11 protein-coding genes and 1 pseudogene are annotated in these 16,049 nt (G+C 53.8%); 4 read left to right on the top strand and 8 right to left on the bottom strand.

The window, feature by feature from the left end:
* Positions 1-31: 31 nt before the first annotated feature.
* Positions 32-3,418 carry a YhdP family protein gene (locus ACT2B1_RS08395; protein WP_481668936.1) on the bottom strand — a complete coding sequence of 1,129 codons (3,387 nt, stop codon included), beginning with the start codon at positions 3,416-3,418 and terminating at the stop codon, positions 32-34.
* 68 nt (positions 3,419-3,486) lie between these two features.
* Between ACT2B1_RS08395 and ACT2B1_RS08390 the strand changes: the two genes are divergently transcribed.
* The 3 genes and pseudogenes from ACT2B1_RS08390 to ACT2B1_RS08380 all read left to right on the top strand — a co-directional run.
* A complete protein-coding gene (locus ACT2B1_RS08390; protein WP_171122195.1) occupies positions 3,487-3,948 on the top strand; it encodes a peroxiredoxin in 462 nt (153 codons plus the stop codon).
* Positions 3,949-4,032: 84 nt separating this feature from the next.
* On the top strand, positions 4,033-4,713 hold the full coding sequence (locus ACT2B1_RS08385; protein WP_481669013.1) for a ferritin-like domain-containing protein: 681 nt from the start codon (positions 4,033-4,035) through the stop codon (positions 4,711-4,713).
* A gap of 249 nt (positions 4,714-4,962) precedes the next feature.
* Positions 4,963-5,148: pseudogene (locus ACT2B1_RS08380) on the top strand (IS3 family transposase); the annotation flags it as partial.
* Positions 5,149-5,345: 197 nt separating this feature from the next.
* Here the strand turns inward: ACT2B1_RS08380 and ACT2B1_RS08375 are convergent.
* The gene (locus ACT2B1_RS08375) at positions 5,346-6,365 is read right to left on the bottom strand and encodes a CobW family GTP-binding protein (protein ID WP_481668935.1); all 1,020 of its coding nucleotides are present in this window, start codon (positions 6,363-6,365) and stop codon (positions 5,346-5,348) included.
* A 43-nt stretch (positions 6,366-6,408) separates the two neighbouring features.
* Positions 6,409-8,067, bottom strand: a complete 1,659-nt coding sequence (locus tag ACT2B1_RS08370; RefSeq protein ID WP_481668934.1) for an amidohydrolase — start codon at positions 8,065-8,067, stop codon at positions 6,409-6,411.
* Positions 8,068-8,303: 236 nt separating this feature from the next.
* On the opposite strand from ACT2B1_RS08370, the gene ACT2B1_RS08365 reads away from it, so the two are divergent.
* On the top strand, positions 8,304-8,636 hold the full coding sequence (locus ACT2B1_RS08365; protein ID WP_481668933.1) for an antibiotic biosynthesis monooxygenase family protein: 333 nt from the start codon (positions 8,304-8,306) through the stop codon (positions 8,634-8,636).
* 385 nt (positions 8,637-9,021) lie between these two features.
* On the opposite strand, the gene ACT2B1_RS08360 is transcribed toward ACT2B1_RS08365, so the two are convergent.
* The 5 genes from ACT2B1_RS08360 to ACT2B1_RS08340 form a co-directional block, all read right to left on the bottom strand.
* A complete protein-coding gene (locus ACT2B1_RS08360) occupies positions 9,022-10,533 on the bottom strand; it encodes a Na+/H+ antiporter NhaC family protein (RefSeq protein ID WP_481668932.1) in 1,512 nt (503 codons plus the stop codon).
* Positions 10,534-10,736: 203 nt separating this feature from the next.
* A complete protein-coding gene (locus ACT2B1_RS08355) occupies positions 10,737-12,824 on the bottom strand; it encodes a mechanosensitive ion channel family protein (RefSeq protein WP_353392271.1) in 2,088 nt (695 codons plus the stop codon).
* Positions 12,821-14,086, bottom strand: coding sequence for a threonine/serine exporter family protein (locus ACT2B1_RS08350; RefSeq protein ID WP_170724471.1), 1,266 nt, complete (start codon positions 14,084-14,086; stop codon positions 12,821-12,823). The genes ACT2B1_RS08355 and ACT2B1_RS08350 overlap by 4 nt, the downstream gene beginning before the upstream one ends.
* A gap of 53 nt (positions 14,087-14,139) precedes the next feature.
* Positions 14,140-14,592: a VOC family protein gene (locus ACT2B1_RS08345; protein ID WP_171127162.1), complete on the bottom strand. Its 453-nt coding sequence runs from the start codon at positions 14,590-14,592 to the stop codon at positions 14,140-14,142.
* 71 nt (positions 14,593-14,663) lie between these two features.
* Positions 14,664-16,022 carry a serine hydrolase domain-containing protein gene (locus ACT2B1_RS08340; RefSeq protein ID WP_170724469.1) on the bottom strand — a complete coding sequence of 453 codons (1,359 nt, stop codon included), beginning with the start codon at positions 16,020-16,022 and terminating at the stop codon, positions 14,664-14,666.
* Positions 16,023-16,049 lie beyond the last annotated feature (27 nt).

The following is a 16,049-nucleotide window of genomic DNA, read 5'->3' as shown; positions in this document are numbered from 1 at the left end:
AAGGCCAGACCGGATTCAGCAACAGCCCAGATCAATGATCCTTCGGAGGGGAGCCAAAGGTCTTTTTCGGCTCATCAGGCTTTACAGGCAGGGAATTCGGGCCGTCGGTCACAGTGGGAGCCGGGGCGCGCAAGAGGTTGCGCAAGAACAACGGCGCAAGGCCCGACAAGGGGTTCACAGACACTTTGGGCGAAGTCAGTGGGCCCGTTAGATTATAATTGAAGCCAATAACGCCCTCACCCTTTTTGGTGAAAACGCTGCCGATCGCGTTGACCAGATAAATCGGCGAAATCGCACCCCGCAGATTCAGCATTCCCGCGACCGTATCTATCGTCCCATCAAAAGACAGCCCCATGGACGGGCCAACCGCGCTTCCGCTGAGGACTTTGACCTCGGTCGGCGTAATGCGCATCCGGCTTTCAATGGTCGAGAAAAAGATACCCTGCCCCGCCATTTCATCCAACAAACCAACAAGGCTGATCGCGTTCAGCAAGGCGGCCATCGCAGGGGCATCCGTGATCCGCGTATTCACGATCTTTAGGTTAACGTCATAGTTCCCGGGCGCGCCAACGGGCTCGAGGCTCATATCGAGCGAGCCGCCACGTGCCTGAGTGATGACCCCTGCCGATCGCAGCACCTCACCGGCATCGGACGACTTTAATTCCACGGCGCTGCGCCCACCGCGTGGGGTGACCTGCCCGCGAACCGACGCGCCTCCGTTCACGCCGGCGGTGAATGCGCCAGTGATGCCGCCCGACGTCTGGAATGATCCGTTGAATCCCGTCAGCGCGACCGATTCTGTGACCTGCAAGCGGTCCAGCACGACGTCCAGTGCAGGCCCGCGCCCGCCGCCTCCACCACCGCTGCTACCTTCGCCGAAAGTGGCACCACCCAAATTCATGACACCGCCCAGCACGCGGATATCCGGCAAGGAAGACCCACGATTCACCAGCTCGGCAGGGACGGCCAGCCAGTTGCCCAGATCGAAAGAGCTGAACTGAACCTTGTTAAAATCCCCCCCTTCGCGAAACGAGATCGAAGCCGTGGTACGCAAACCCGCCGCATCCAGCTTTAGCTCATCCACACGCAACTGATCGCCCAGCGTGGCGTCGACGTTCAATGTTCCGGTGGTCTGTCTGCCTTTGCGCCAGCCAAGTTCGGGTATGGCCAAGGCAACACCAACCAGATCAGAGGTCGCTGCCAGCTTTATTGGATCGCCTGCTCCGACGCCGATAGAGACCTGTGCGGTTCCCTGCCCCGTCAGCATACCCTGCGGTAATCCGGCTTTCAGCTCGGTCATCAGACGGGGCGACAGTTCGATTTCACCGGTAACCTCGCTGCGTTGTGGGCCTGAACCACCGATGGGTTGGCGCCATGTCACGTCAACCGGAACATCACCAAACAGACCATACCCGCCAATCTCGACCGAATTCTGATCGCCCTGTACATTCAGGCGGTCTGAACTGACCGAGAATCCCGGCACCAACCGGTCGCTTGCAACGTTGTCGATTTCGCCGGTGAAGTGGAACTCTGTTTCTTCGAATTTCAAACCTTTCTTCATAGGCAACGCCAAAGTACCCGACAGGTTGACCTCACCCTGAGCCAGATCCACAGGCAGCCCGGCTTTCGTCAACAACTTTAGAGGCTTACGATCAAGCAGCGACAGCGCCGCAGTCGCTGAACCCCGCGCTTTTATCCGGGCAATGGCCGGTGACGGACCCTTGATTGTTGTATCGGGAATGATGAACGACGTGCCCGAAGCATCGACCGCCCCGCCAGCATCGGCGATCACCACCCCGCTTTCGGCAGATGCGGTAAACCGATCGTCAAGCAAGCTGACCCGACCCTGCGCGTCCTGAATGGGGGGTAAGGTCTTGGCGTAGCGGATTTTGGCGTTTTCGAACCCAAGCCCCAAGTAAATGTCCGGCTTGCGCCCCGGTTGCAGTCGCAATGCAAACTCGACGTTCCTAAATTGGCCATCATACAGGTTTTCAGACACCCAGAGCCGTGGTTTCGGGGCCAGAATTTCAGGCCAGTAATTCAGCAACCGGTCGGCAGTCATTGTATCCAGATGCGCATCCAGCGCCGCCACCCATCCATCCGGGCGGCCGATCAAATTACCCGAAGCACGCAAAGTGTGGTCTGCGTCGACCAGCGTCAGTTGCCCCAATCGCACCTCGAACGGTGCCAGCTTCAGTTGGAAATCAAGATTTGCCCGTGCGGATTCAAGTGACTCGGGGAAAAGACCACCGGGATAGATATCAATTTTGTTCAGATCCAGTTGCGCCGTCAGGCTTTCCAATGTCCCGTCGTCAATCCCCTGCAGATAAGCCGAGCCGCTGGCCTGAACCGCCCCCAGATCGGAAACGATCGAGACTTCGTTGAAATCCAGCACCTGAGCAGCGGGATCATAGGTGAAATAGGTCCGCGCAGAGTCAAATCGAATGGGTTGTGTCTCGGGCGTCGGCTGGATGACACCTGCGGCAATATTCAGTGTCGCGAACAGGGGGCCCAATGCGGCCTGATCGTCGACGCTGCCGCGAAGGGCGCCGGAAATCGGCGCGTCAAGCTCTTGCAACCACGCCAGCGCAAGGCTTTGTCCTGCGATATCCTCGGCGGGCAGATCGGTGATGGAAATGCCGAAACTTGCCTCGGGCGTGCCCAAAACGCTGGAATAATTGGCCTCGATCGAGCTGGCATAATCCCGGCCGGTCAAAACCGAAAACCCGGTGGCAAGGCGCATTTCGTCCCCGCTGCGCGCAATCGAAATATGCCCTCCGTCGAACACCCAGGCACGGCCCAGGCGCAAATCCTGATAGTCCAACGTCAGGTTCTGCAACTCAACCGATCTAAGGCCCGACAGGATCGGAGAAAGAAATACATCGTCGGATTCTTCGATCAGTTCAGCCAGTGTGGGTGCCTGCTGTACAGGCGAGCTGCCGGTGCCGACCGTCAGCGATAGCGCGCCATCTTCGCCGCGCGTCAGGGCGATCTGGGCATCTTGCAAGACTATGCGCCTTGGCCGGATTTGCCCCCGCAAAAGCCCCCGCATCGACAGGCGTGTGCGCAAGTCCGACACTTGAGCGATCTGCTGTCCGGCGGCATCGCTAATGGTCACATCCGTCAGGCGAAGCCGGGGGCGCCACTGCTCATTTACAAAAAAGGTGGCATCCCCGAAGCGGATTTTCAGCCCGCCCAGCGTTTGATCAAGCCGCTTTTCAGCCTGAACCCGCATCCAGTTCGGGGCGTGCAGTTGCTGACCAATCAGAAAGAACCACCCTGCAAAAGCCATCGCAGCAAGCGAAAGAGCGAACCACATCGTCCAGCGAAGGGCAGTACGACGACGCGACCGACCGCGCCGGGGTTTGCCCGGATGGTCTGCACTTTTGTCTTCGTGCTGCACCAATTTTCTATCCACGCCTTTCAACCCGCTCGCGCCGCCCTATGATGACGGGCAGCACTTAAAAACCTTTAACGGAGTTTCCAATGCCCGACGTTACAGACACCGCCCCTGATTTCACGTTGCCCCGCGACGGCGGTGGCGAGGTCACGTTGTCAGACCTGCGCGGCGGTGCCGTCGTTCTTTTCTTCTATCCCCGCGATGATACGCCGGGCTGCACCAAGGAATCCATCGGTTTCTCGGAACAACTTCAAGCCTTTGCCGAGGCGGGCGCTCAAGTTTTCGGCATTTCGCGGGACACCATTGCCAAGCACGACAAGTTTGTAGCCAAGCACAACCTGACCACCCCGCTACTGTCTGACGAGGGGTCAACCGTTTGCGAGGACTTTGGCGTCTGGGTGGAAAAGAACATGTACGGGCGCAAATCGATGGGGATCGAACGCTCGACCTTTCTGATCGACGCCGACGGCAAGATCGCCCGCGTCTGGCGCAAGGTCAAAGTTCCCGGTCACGTGGATGAGGTACTTGAGGCTGCTCGCGCGCTCTGACCCTCTTTTCTGCAACCGCCATCCAGTCTAAGACCCTCGCAAACGCAGAAGCGGAGAAACCCGGTGTCGAAAACACTGACCCAGATGGCGACCGAAGTCCTGACCACTGCAGAAGGGCGCGCAAAAACCGCCCTTTCCAAACGCTATGCCGCTGAATGGTTCGCGTCGCGCAAGGGTGATGCACCTGAGATTGAGATTGGGACAGCGACCCCACCGCTTTACCCGTCGCGGCCAGAAAAGCCTGAATTGCTGTCGCCCCGCGATGTTCCAAAACGCCGACCAGGAACCGAGGCCGGGCGGATTGCCCTGCTGCACGCCGTGGCTCATATCGAACTGAACGCCGTTGATCTGCACTGGAACATCATCGCCCGGTTCGGACATGTGCCGATGCCAATCGGTTTCTACGACGACTGGGTGAAATGCGCAGAAGAAGAGTCACGTCATTTCGAGATGGTTTGCGACTGCCTTGAGCAGATGGGCAGCTATTACGGTGCCCTGCCCGCCCATTCGGGAATGTGGCGCGCGGCCAAAGATACGGCCGAGGATTTGATGGGACGGCTGGCTGTGGTTCCGATGGTGCTGGAAGCCCGCGGGCTGGATGTAACCCCCGGAATGATTGACATCTTCCGCAAGGCGAAGGCTGAGAACGCCATCGCCGCACTCGAGGTGATTTACGCCGAAGAAGTCGGGCACGTGGCCTATGGATCAAAGTGGTTTCATTTATATGCCAACCATTTCGTTCCAGAGGGAGCTTCGAGCACCTAAACCTTTGTAAATTATTAAAAATATTTTCATCAGGTCAGGTTCTCGCTTCGAAAGACTTGCTTCATCACTTGGGATTACAGAACAAGTATTTTTCGGATGGAACTTTCGAAATGTGGCCACATACACATACGCAGCGCCTACAAAAAACAAATCATCACAATGCCTTACAAGATTGGACGTTCTGGGATCAAAAATGACCGACAGCACTTGATGCCACTTAGTTAGGTACTCGTTGCTGACTAGATTTGACTGGAACGCCAGATCGGGGCGTTCGTCGATCACTACAACAACCATCGCTACCACGAGAGCCGGGACAACCTAACCCCCGCCGATGTCTATCACGGCCGCAGCGCGAAGAACCTAAAGAGGAGAGAGGAGATCAAGAAGCAGACAATCCGAAAACGCAGGTTGCAGCACCAAGCCGCTGCTGCCTAAACTCAAACAGAAACCGAACCAGAGCCTCCGTTACAAAACGGCCTAAATTCTCCGGAAAACCCTGACGACGTACAGGGCTGAGAGCGGTCATCGATTGGTCGGGTTCTCTACTAAATTAGACAAAATCATCCCCACACGACTTATCCACAGGACACACTGTCCGGGAATTAAGGGCACAGTGACATTTGTAGAAGCGCTTATCTTGTTTTTTGCGCCTTGCAAGAAAGAACACCCCCGCGCAGTGCGTCGCCATAGACTTGTCCTTTCGGCCCTATAAAGACCAGACGCGTGTGTGGACCTGTCTCTGTCCAACAGTCGCCCTCTCGCATGCTCCATCTGGAACCGACTCTTTGGAAGATCAAACGCTGATCCGGCTTTTGGGCAATGAAAACAAATCCCTTTGCCCTGAGTATCGTATCAGGCAGATCAGAGAAGAACTGCTGCAAAGCTTTTTCGTCGAGCGCGTCGTTGGTTTCCACACTGATGGTTTCAAAACCGTGTTCGGCTTCGGGCACAGGGGATTCATAATCGGAGACGTCTTGTTTTGTGTCAATGCCAAGCGCCACATCTGTCGGTATCCGGCCTTCAATAGCCTCAAGTATTGGCGTATCCGCATACAGAGCCCCGACGCGCGACTTTGCTCGAGCGCGGCTTTCATCGGAAAGCAAATCAAGTTTGCTCAGCAAAATCATGTCCGCTGACACGAGTTGGGCGTTGAATAATTCGCGTGTCGCAGGGTCGCTCGCACGTGCTTCAAGTGTTTCCGCGTCGACAACTGTGATGATACCGTCAAGCCGGATCGCTTCATTTGCAAGCGCGATCTGAGCAATCGAGCCGGGTTCGGAAATGCCGCTACATTCCAGAACGATGGCATCTGGGCGATCTCTACGCTGGGCAATGTCGACGAGTGATTTGGACAGGTCACTCGCAACAGCACAACAGGCGCACCCGTTGGTCAAAGTAATCGTGTCGTCGGTTTGTTCGGCAATAAGTTCCGCATCGATGTTGATCTTGCCGAAGTCGTTCACCAAAACAACGATTTTGCGGCCTTGCGGGTCCGCCAGTAACCGATTGAGTAGAGTGGTTTTCCCCGCGCCGAGAAATCCTCCGATGATTGTTAAAGGCAGCGACCTTGCAGGGGCCGCCAATTCGCGAGGCATCGACATGGCGGCAAAGATCAAGCCAGCAATTGTTTGCCTCTGGTCAAGCGCTCGCATGAATTGATCATGCCGCGACGCGGTGTTTTGAGCATGCGGGCGCTCAGTCATTCGGCGCCTCAATAACGCGTCCACCCAAGACTGTGCCCCAAATACCAATGTCTTTGATTTTCTCTGGTTCGACTTCCATCGGGTCTTCCTCCAAGACGCAAAAATCCGCGAACTTGCCAACTTCAAGGCTTCCAATTTCGTTTTCGAGATTGAGAATGTAGGCGGCATCAATAGTAACAGCGCGCAATGCCCGCTCCACACTGATCCGCTCGCCAGGTGCGACGACTGTCTTTTCGTCTTCGGCCAGACGAGTGACGGCTGCATACACGGCAGTCAAAGGATGCATTGGCACGACGACCTGCGGGTAATCGGAGTGCAGCGCAAAAATCACGCCCTCTTTTTCCAAACTTCCAAGGCGGGCTTCGGTCTGCGCGCGGTCTGGGCCATAGGCATTTTCAGAATGCAGGAGAGCGCGGAAATGCGAGAAGTAATTGTTCACACTGGCGTTAGCGCCTAGGGCCTTAAGGCGGCGCGCCTGCATCGGGTTGCTCATGGCATAGTGCTCGATGGTAAACCGATGATCGAACCGAGGATGTTCTGCCTGTAATCGAGCAAGTAAGTCCAAAGTAAAGTCTACCGCCTGATCGCCATTGGCATGGCAGTGGATCTGGTGGCCACCTTTCCAAAACGGCACCATGCCTTCATAAGTGGCGTCGCCCGGGAAACCATTTCCACCGTCCAGGTAGCCGGGAAAGTTCAACAGCGCTCCCATGAGTGGGAACGACCCGTCGCTCAGGAATTTAACACCGCCAATAAACAGGTTGTCCTTTTCGTGCTTGGCGAGCTCCCAAACAACGTCGGATGCCTTGTCCCCATGCGCCCCCACAAAGGACATGGCATGCGGTTTCAGACAGAACCGGATAGGCAGGTTCGGGTCTTCTGTTGCAGTTTCGTGGTCATTCAGTTCGGCGTCAATGTTCATCACGCCGAACATAAGGTCGGCGACTGTCGTAATGCCTGCCTTTAGAGCAATTTGACCAAAAAACTTCAAGCCGTCCACGCCACCCAATTGGGCGATAATTGGCATGATCGGGGCGATGCCAATCGAAACACCTTCCACCTCCGTGAAAACGCCGTTCAAGCGCCCGTCCGGATACTGCAAAATGTGGGTCGGGTTTGCACCATCCGCCACGTTGGCCATTTCGATGGCAGCTGAGTTCAGATAGGCGAAATGCGGTGCAAAACCCAAAATGTAAATGGGCCGCGTGGCCGTGATCTTGTCGAGCGTGTCACGATCAATCGACCCGCCTTGGTTCGCAGGGTCAAAGCCCCATGCGATGATGGGTTCACCTTCCTTTTTCGTCTCGTGGAGTTCGCCAAGATATTCGATCACATCGTCAAAGTGCGGATGCGCAGGGTTCATGCCCTCGCGTCCCGGCCAAGGCAGCGGCCCGATGTAGTCGACCGCCATGAAGCCTGCGGACATCCAGCAATGCGAATGCGGCTCGATCAAGCCTGGCAAGACGATTTTGTCTTTCAGAGTTTCATCGACCGTCACGTCGTAGCGCGACAGCCAAGGCTGCATCTGATCTATCGTTCCGAGCGAAAGGATACGGCCGTTCAAAACCGCGACGGCATCAGCCTCAGGTCGGCCCGGGTCCATCGTGCGAAATTTCTTAGCGATGAAAACCGTGACTTTTTCCTTGGTCATCCCAAACTCCTAAAATATCTCCATAACAAGGTTAATGCTCGGGATCGGGCAATCAAAGTAAATTGTGGAGAGTCGGACAATGCACACAACCGCAATCCTCGCCTAAAACGAAAAATAAGCATTTTGAGTTACGTGAGTGGGAGGATCCGTGTCAGCATCGTGTATGAGACTGGACACAAATTCTTAGGAGCCACTTCGGGCTTATCCCTCGTGATTATGGAAACAAGAATTCTAAAATGTCGTTTTGGACACTTCTCATGATAAAAGTGCCTGCGGAGAAGGCAAAGCAAACCGCAGAAGCATTCATTCACCGCAACATTATCGAGGAATGCGCCGATGCCATTCCAGGATTTCGCCACGGCGAGTTGATGGTGTCGCATGAAGGCGATGGGCAGCTTTGCGTTATGTGCAACTGGACGGATAAAGCCGCCTACGAGCAATGGGTCGCAAGCCCCATTCGTGACAAGCAAAATGTGGACGCCCTCGGCTTCCTAACAGAAAAAGGTTACGAAGCGACTGACATGCATACACTCATGTTCGACAGTCTGCACACCGTCGCACAACAATAGCAACAAAATCGCTTTTGCTTCTTGGCTTTTCCCTGCGCCTGAGGGCAGACGCAGGACTCCGTTTTTAGTGCGTCATTTGTAAGACTGCGCCGCCGGGCAGCGATGCTGGCTCTTTCGATGGTTTGAACCGATGCACAATTTCGCCACTGGCCGGCACCCCGTCACACCCGGCGGGTTTTTTGTTTTTAGCTCCAATCATTTATTGGCTTGAGAGAGCTTTGACTGATACCGCCCTGCCCTTCTCAGATAGCATAAGTCCATTTTTCATTGGCATCTCACATATGCATTTGTATGAAAAGTTTTTTAATCATGCAGTTAGCCGCATAGTCGCCAAAGTTTCAACGCGTTCCAGAAAGCGACCCCAAGACGGAAAATTTTCGGCCCTCTAAGTTGAGGTTCGCCGCTGCGGTAGTTCGCTGGGTTCGGCACCATAGGACTCTTCCGCGGTCACGGAATCTGGGATTTCATCCCGCTTGAACTTTGTAATTCCAATACCAATCAAAACGACGGGTGTGATCCAGAGCAGGACGGCGTAAGGCGCTATCGAAAGAACGCCTATGCCCATTGTGCCCGCCACAAAGGCGCCATGAACGTTCCACGGAATCAATGGTGAAAAAATGGACCCTGATCCCGCTATTGCTGCTGAGGCGACATATGGTTCCAGACGAGCCTTTATATAGCGTTCTCGATAGGTCGCTGAATTTAGTATTATCGACATGTAAGGATCTGCCGTAGCCGCGTTCAAGCCAATTCCAGTTACTGCTGTAGCGACAATCAGACGTGCGCCTCCAGTGGCCCATGCCAGCAGCGGAGCAAGCAAGCGCCTAAGCATCCCGGAAAACTCGACCAGCGCTCCAAATGCAGCCGCAACGAGTATCAACCAAATAGTCGGCAACATGGACACAACGCCACCGCCTACGAATGTGGAGTCGAGTGTTTCACTCCCGCTGTTTAGTGAAAAACCGTTGCCCAATACTTCAAGTGAAAGCTTACCCCAGCCTCCTAACGTTCCAAGGCCCTCGTCGATCATTAACGCGTCAATCAGATCCTGCTGTGTAAATGCAGCGAGTACTGCCGCAGTTATTGCTCCTGCCATTAGCGACAAGAACGCGGTCGTCCGCGCCGACAGCACGAGAACCAAGATGAGTGGCAAGAATGAGATGAAAGACACGGTAAAATGCTCTTCAATAGCCTGGAGTATTTGAGCACTGTCATAGTTGTCAGACATACCGTGTCGCCAACCAAGAAAAAGGAAAAGCACTGCGCTAGCAATCCAGCCAGGCGCAAGGACAGTACGTAGCGCGCGTGCGTGGTCCTTAGCTTCGGCACCCACCACCGATGCCGTGAGAATGAAGGTATCCGAAATTCGACCTAGGCTGTCCCCCGTAAACGCTCCACAAACGGCAGCGGCTGCTGTGACCAGTGGAGAAACATGCATAGCTGGTGCGAGAGCTACAAACGGCAAACCCACAGCGGCTATCGTGGTGAATGAACTTCCAATTGCATACGAAAGACCAGATGCGACCACAAAGACGATTATGTACAGAAAGCGCGGCGAACCGTATTGAGCTCCGAAATAAATCACTGAAGCAATCGTCCCAGACATAAAAAGTGCTCCAATTAGAGCACCCACCGCAATCAGCACAAAAATTGTTCCCAGAGCTGAATTGATACTATCGGACATGACCGCCGCGAGGTCTTCGGCGGAATTGCCAGTCGTGATGGCGATCACAAGTGCAAGTGTGAGACCAAGCGTCATGGCAATCTGTAATGGACCATCTTCGGCTTTTTCACCGAACAGCAAAACTGATGCGAATATCAGTGACACCATTCCACCGACGGTTACGAGCGAGGCGATCAAAGAACTGGTAGCGCGAGATTCCACTTCATCGTTCATAACATCAATCCCCTGAGCCGATTGTTTTAAGGTTCAATTGGTTTGCAACCTGGCGTTGCTTCCATATTGATATCGAAACGTGTTTCCGTACCGCAGACTGCAACAAAGCATACTTGGTCGTATCTTTCTAGTTTCCGGTTGTTTGCGGCCAAGTTCCTAAAACCAAGTGGGGGTTTGAAGGTGGGACTTTCCACGGCTTTCGTTCATGAGGGTTTGTCTTCTCGAGATTGACGGAGCGGGCTGTTTTCTTCATCGTTCGGTGTACTTTCCTCGCTCTTGCTTGTTTCTTCAGCCTCAGGCTCCTCAACCGACAACGGTTCCTCAACACTGCTTTTCTCATCGTCCGGGCCATCAAATTCCGGAGATCCTCTTGGGGGATAACGTAACGTGCCCTCAAGCCTGTCGCGTTCGGCAGTTGCAAAATCCGGGAATGGAAGTTCACGCCGGCGGCGCCACTGTTCAACCTGTTCGACGGCATGCTTTGACTTTGCAGCATCAAGCCCTCCGTCCTGAGACATGTAAACCGTTTGGCTGGGAAACGCGAAGCCAGTACCCGAAGCTTCGACAATTTCCTTCATTCTGAACAAGACATCTTCCTGAATAGCATAAAAAGCGTTCCACTCGCGGGTTTGAGCGTAAACACGGATTTCAATATTCAGAGATGAGTCTCCATACCCTATAAACCTCACCCGCGCTGTATCTGAAGTGATACGTGGGTGTGCGTACATCATTGAACGAGTTTCGGCGAGAACATACCTCAACTGGTCAGTATCCGTTTCAAGTCGCAAGCCAAGCGTTGTCCGGATCATCATTTCATCACAACGGGCCCAGTTGACGAGCTCCATATTCACAAACTTTGAATTCGGAATGGCTATCGTGGTTCGGTCCAATCCACGAACATGGGTTGATCGTACTCCAATGCTTTCAATTGTTCCTTCCTTGTCGAGGAACGAACAATAATCACCAACCTTCACAGCCTTTTCCATATAGATCACAAAGCCGCTGATCAGGTTCTCAAGGGTCGGGCGGATCGCGAGCGCGACTGCAAGACCGCCAACGCCAAGTCCTGCTATAATGCTTAAGAGCGGGAATCCTAGGGTTTGCGCACCGTAGGCGAGAATCCATGTGGCTCCAACAAGAGCGATAATATGGTTGAGCAAACGCATCATACTTTCATCATACTGACGCACAATGGACGTTTTTTTCTCGGCTACCCTGTCGCTTAAGAGCGACATAAATCGCCAGAAGGTTACAGCCGCAGCTGCATAGATCGCGATTGTTGCAAAGAACGTCTCCGTTAGAGCCAAAGAACCTGTCAAAAAGAGTTGGTTGTTAAAGAAATTGTTGAGCGCGAGTAAGATCAAAAGCCCTGCGCTGGCAAAAACGAACTTCCTTGTCGACTCTGGCATTTGTCCCGAAGCAACGCGACGGTTAAGCAGAAAACTAAGCCCGTAAAGAAGTGCCAGAGAGACAATTAAGAAGAAGACAGTGAAACAAATCTTCCAAATTGGAGTTCCCCAAAAGATTTTACGGGAGGCGGGGGGAAGGGCGTTTTCGACAAACAAAGGGATAAACGGTCCACTCAGTTGAAGAAAACGAGTGCTCCATAACTCGCCGATGCGATGCGGTGACTGCATTGCAATTTCACGCAAGTAGCGTGGAGCGATTTGCGACGAACTCGCCGAGAAAAGAAACTCACCCTCCCGGTTTCCCGCGTTGACCCTTTGGATTATTAGTGGGGTATTGGGCACCAAAAAAGTAGTTCGATCCTCCAAGTACACCGTCTCATCGTCGGGTAGAGCTTCCGCTTCTTCCGTTCCAACTTCACCAATGATGTCGATGAGAGCCAGGGCAGTTCTAATGCTCGCATCACGTCTCTCCGCAACGTTTTCTTCCGTTAGATCAAGAAGTGAAATGAGCGCATCACCGATTAGAACCAGTTGCTCCCATTGTTGAGCTGATTTCCCAACCTGGTATTCCAAGTAGATACCAATGAGTGCATCGCGCAAATTTTCCAATGACTGCAACGTGTCTCGTGGCGAATGCGTCAAAACTGGCGGCAGGCTTTCGAATGGCTCAATATCTTCCGTAATTGCCTGCGCAATCACTTGCTGACCGATAAATATCCAGCAAAGAAATGCGGCGATGACCTTTGTCCAGCGGCGTAAACCAAGAACACTCAGCACTGACGTGCCAAAAGAACATCTTTTTGCAGCACACTTCGCGCAAAAATCTTCTTGCTTTCGGGTGACGCGTAGCTCGTGTTCTTGGCTTGCTGGAAGGTTGATCATGCGCTCATTTTTTCCTCAAACCCCCTGATCCAATGCTTCCCGGAGATCATTCGTCCAATCAGCATCCCTAGGCCAATCGCGAGGAGATTACCAAACAGCGGCATGAGGTCTGCAATACCTGTCATCTCACCATGAGAAATCCACGTTTCGATTTCACGAACACCGTGAGATCCCGGCGACAACGCAAAAACGACCGGCACCATCAGCACAAACGTCGGAACAGCGCGTGGTTTTTGTGAAATCCACAAGCTTACGTACATACACACTGCTGCTGAAACCAACGTCCCAAAGATACCATTTGTGCCTATCGCTACGGCCTGCGCTGTTGCCGTGGAGAGCAGCAAGACGCCCAGTGCAGTCAGGAAATGGTCTTTGTCCATCTGAAACGCCCACATGATACCAAGAAGGAATGGAATTCGAGCGAAATAGATGGCCCACCACGGAAACTCCTCGCCGTCAGGCGCAACAGGGAGAAGAGCTGAGACCGGTGTCGAAGTAACAACCGCAGCGAAGTATGCACCAGAAGCCAACAGCACCAGTATGAAGACACTGTAGAAAAATCGATCTACCGCAGGCGACCACCTACCCTGCGCCAGCTCGTAAGCCTGCATACTGATGGAGTCTCCTGGGATGAAGACAAAAGTGGATGCGATCAGCAAAAGTCCCGGTGCAGCTAAGGCATAACCCGTTTGCCAACCGACCATAGCAATCAGGCCACTCGCAAATGCTGCAATTAAGGGACCAAGCCTCGCCAAAGCCGGGTTCTTGTCCACGGCCAAAAACACAGCACCAGTTGCCATGCCCGTCAAAATACCGAAAAAGATACCTTCCCACGTACCGACGACTTCAACAGCAAAAGCCGCCGACACCGAGACGACGCCAAGCCAAACGAGCAATGGCGAATAAGGAGGTTTACTCGACTTCAGATCAGAAAGATTTTTGCAGGCTTCTTCCGGAGTCAGCTTGCCTTCAAAGACATCTGCGAGGTGGTTCTTTAGTTTTTGAGTGTTCGTGAGCGCCGGGAACCCAGGCATATCTACCTTCACGAGAACCGTCTGACCTTTGTACTCCAATATTGCAGACTCTGCACCATAGACGACCGTGACATCCTTTACACCAAAAGAGGCCGCAGCCTTTTCTACGACTTCCTCATGGCCTACGACCCCTTCCCAACTCCACGATAGAAGGAGCTGCATTAGATCGACCAAGTATTCCCTGATTTGTGCGTCGGGTTTCGCCGGGTCTGGTGTTTTGTTAGTCACTCGTTTTCCCTCTCATACGCTGGTCAAAGAAATCGTGTTGCACGCTTGGCCTACTATTCCATCTCCAGGAATTCGACTGTGATGCCGTCTGAGTTACGGACCCAAGCAACGGCATTAACCGGGCTGGAAAAATGATCGCTGTCCACCTCAATGAAGTCACCCAGAAGCGCAAAGCCGTGCCCGGTGGCTTTGGCAACCGCAGCCTTGGCATCATCAACGTAAACTCCGATGTGGACGGACCCCGTATCTACTGGCGTTGAGGAAATGACCGTGCGATTGGGCGGCGACTGGTAACAAAGCAACTCGATACGACTTCCGTTACCGGTCAGAAAAGCCTGCTCTGCCGTCGCATCTGCCACACCGATAAGGCGTCCGATCACCCCCGGCACCTGCTGCCGGAGCTCTACTTGGTAACCGAGACATTCCTCGAAAAACTGAATAGTCTTTCCAATATCGGTGACCGTAAAGCATGTATGATTCAGACTAACACAGTCGCTTTGTTCCACGAGCCTCTATCTCCGGTCCTAGAATAGTGCGATGTGGGCCGCGCGAAAGCATACGAGCGGCCCATCGATATTCAACCGCCTGCCAACTGCTTTGCCGCTGCGCGCATATAGCCGGGGTTGAGGTCCGGCGCGAGATTGACAGGCGACGTCGAGAAGAACACGCCCACGACATCGCGAGCCGGATCGGTGTAAATGCCCTGATACAAGTTACCGTGCTTGAAAAGCGCTCCGTCTTCCCACACTGCATCCCACTGGTGCGAGTTGAAGATTGGCATATCATTACCAAAGCACATCTTTACCCACGAATGGTCGGTAAAATCACCCGCCAGGTAGGCCTCTTTGCTGCTGGCGGTCTGCATCTTGCGCAGCACATCCGGCGACACTACGGGCTCTGCCGAAACCTTGCGCCAGCTTGGCGTAAATATCAGCGCATAGCGCGCTAGGTCTTCAAGCGTGGAATTCAATAAACCATAGCCAATGGCCAAACCGGCAGGAGAAATATTGATCGCCAATGGCGACCGCGCGCCGATTTTCGACCAGATACGCTCGCCAAGATAGGCGGTGTAGGTTTGTCCGGTCACGCTTTCCACTGCTGCGCACAATACTTTGGTGATAACGGAGCTATAGCGCGCAACTTTGCCCGGCGACTCGCCTGCTATGGGGGCTACGTCGCGCAGCACCTCATATTCATCTTCCTTTACCCCATCCGCATTCGGGATCCCAAAATCAGCCGCCAGCATCCGTTGAAACACAGAATGGGGGTCCATCGTGGCCTTGGCATCCTCGGAGATATCGAGACCTGACGCCATGTTCATCGCATCGATGAGCGCGACCTTGTCCCACTCGGACCCTTTTAGCATAGCCGCAAAATCAGTAACTGGCTTGGATGTGTCGACCTTGCCTTCAAGCTCTAGCATCGTAAGCAGAGTGCCCACGGCCGACTTAGCGACTGAAGCCCAGATGTGCATCTGTTCAGGATGCATGCCCGGAAAGGCTTCGTAGACGACCTCGCCTTTGTGCAGGATCATCACGCCTTGAAGCCTCGTGTCAAAATCCGCGATGTGGTCATCCAAGGTTGCACTTTCACTGCCGTCACCCAGCATGTAGGTTAAGTCCCCCAGCGATGGGTTTGGTCGACGAGCTAGTTCACTGACCGGACCTTTGGAATAGGTAAAGGCAGCCGGCACGAATTCGGTCATGTTTGTGGTGTAATACAGCGCGTGGTCGCCACCCAACTGCATGTGCGTGTTGCTAAAGTTTTTTCGGGCTGCGGCGACGAACTCGAGGTCGAACCCATCGTGTACGGCACCTACTGGCAGCGTTACTTTAGCGCCTGGTACGCTCATTGGATCGTCTGGTGCATGAACAATACGATGGCCTAAGGGCAGAAAAATACCAGAAATCTCTGACAGGGGCGTTCGTGGTTTCATTTCAGTTTTTCCTTTTCACAGTGCATT

The sequence above is a fragment of the Ruegeria sp. S263 genome (genome assembly GCF_056780525.1).
Note: the sequence above shows the minus strand (reverse complement) of the source record. Positions and strands in the feature narration are given on the sequence as shown.

Coding starts and splice junctions, on each gene's coding strand:
- ACT2B1_RS08390 (WP_171122195.1), top strand. CDS start 3,487: ATGCCCGACGTTACAGACACCGCCCCTGATTTCACGTTGCCCCGCGAC.
- ACT2B1_RS08385 (WP_481669013.1), top strand. CDS start 4,033: ATGGCGACCGAAGTCCTGACCACTGCAGAAGGGCGCGCAAAAACCGCC.
- ACT2B1_RS08375 (WP_481668935.1), bottom strand. CDS start 6,365: ATGCGAGCGCTTGACCAGAGGCAAACAATTGCTGGCTTGATCTTTGCC.
- ACT2B1_RS08370 (WP_481668934.1), bottom strand. CDS start 8,067: ATGACCAAGGAAAAAGTCACGGTTTTCATCGCTAAGAAATTTCGCACG.
- ACT2B1_RS08365 (WP_481668933.1), top strand. CDS start 8,304: ATGTCGTTTTGGACACTTCTCATGATAAAAGTGCCTGCGGAGAAGGCA.
- ACT2B1_RS08360 (WP_481668932.1), bottom strand. CDS start 10,533: ATGAACGATGAAGTGGAATCTCGCGCTACCAGTTCTTTGATCGCCTCG.
- ACT2B1_RS08355 (WP_353392271.1), bottom strand. CDS start 12,824: ATGATCAACCTTCCAGCAAGCCAAGAACACGAGCTACGCGTCACCCGA.
- ACT2B1_RS08340 (WP_170724469.1), bottom strand. CDS start 16,022: ATGAAACCACGAACGCCCCTGTCAGAGATTTCTGGTATTTTTCTGCCC.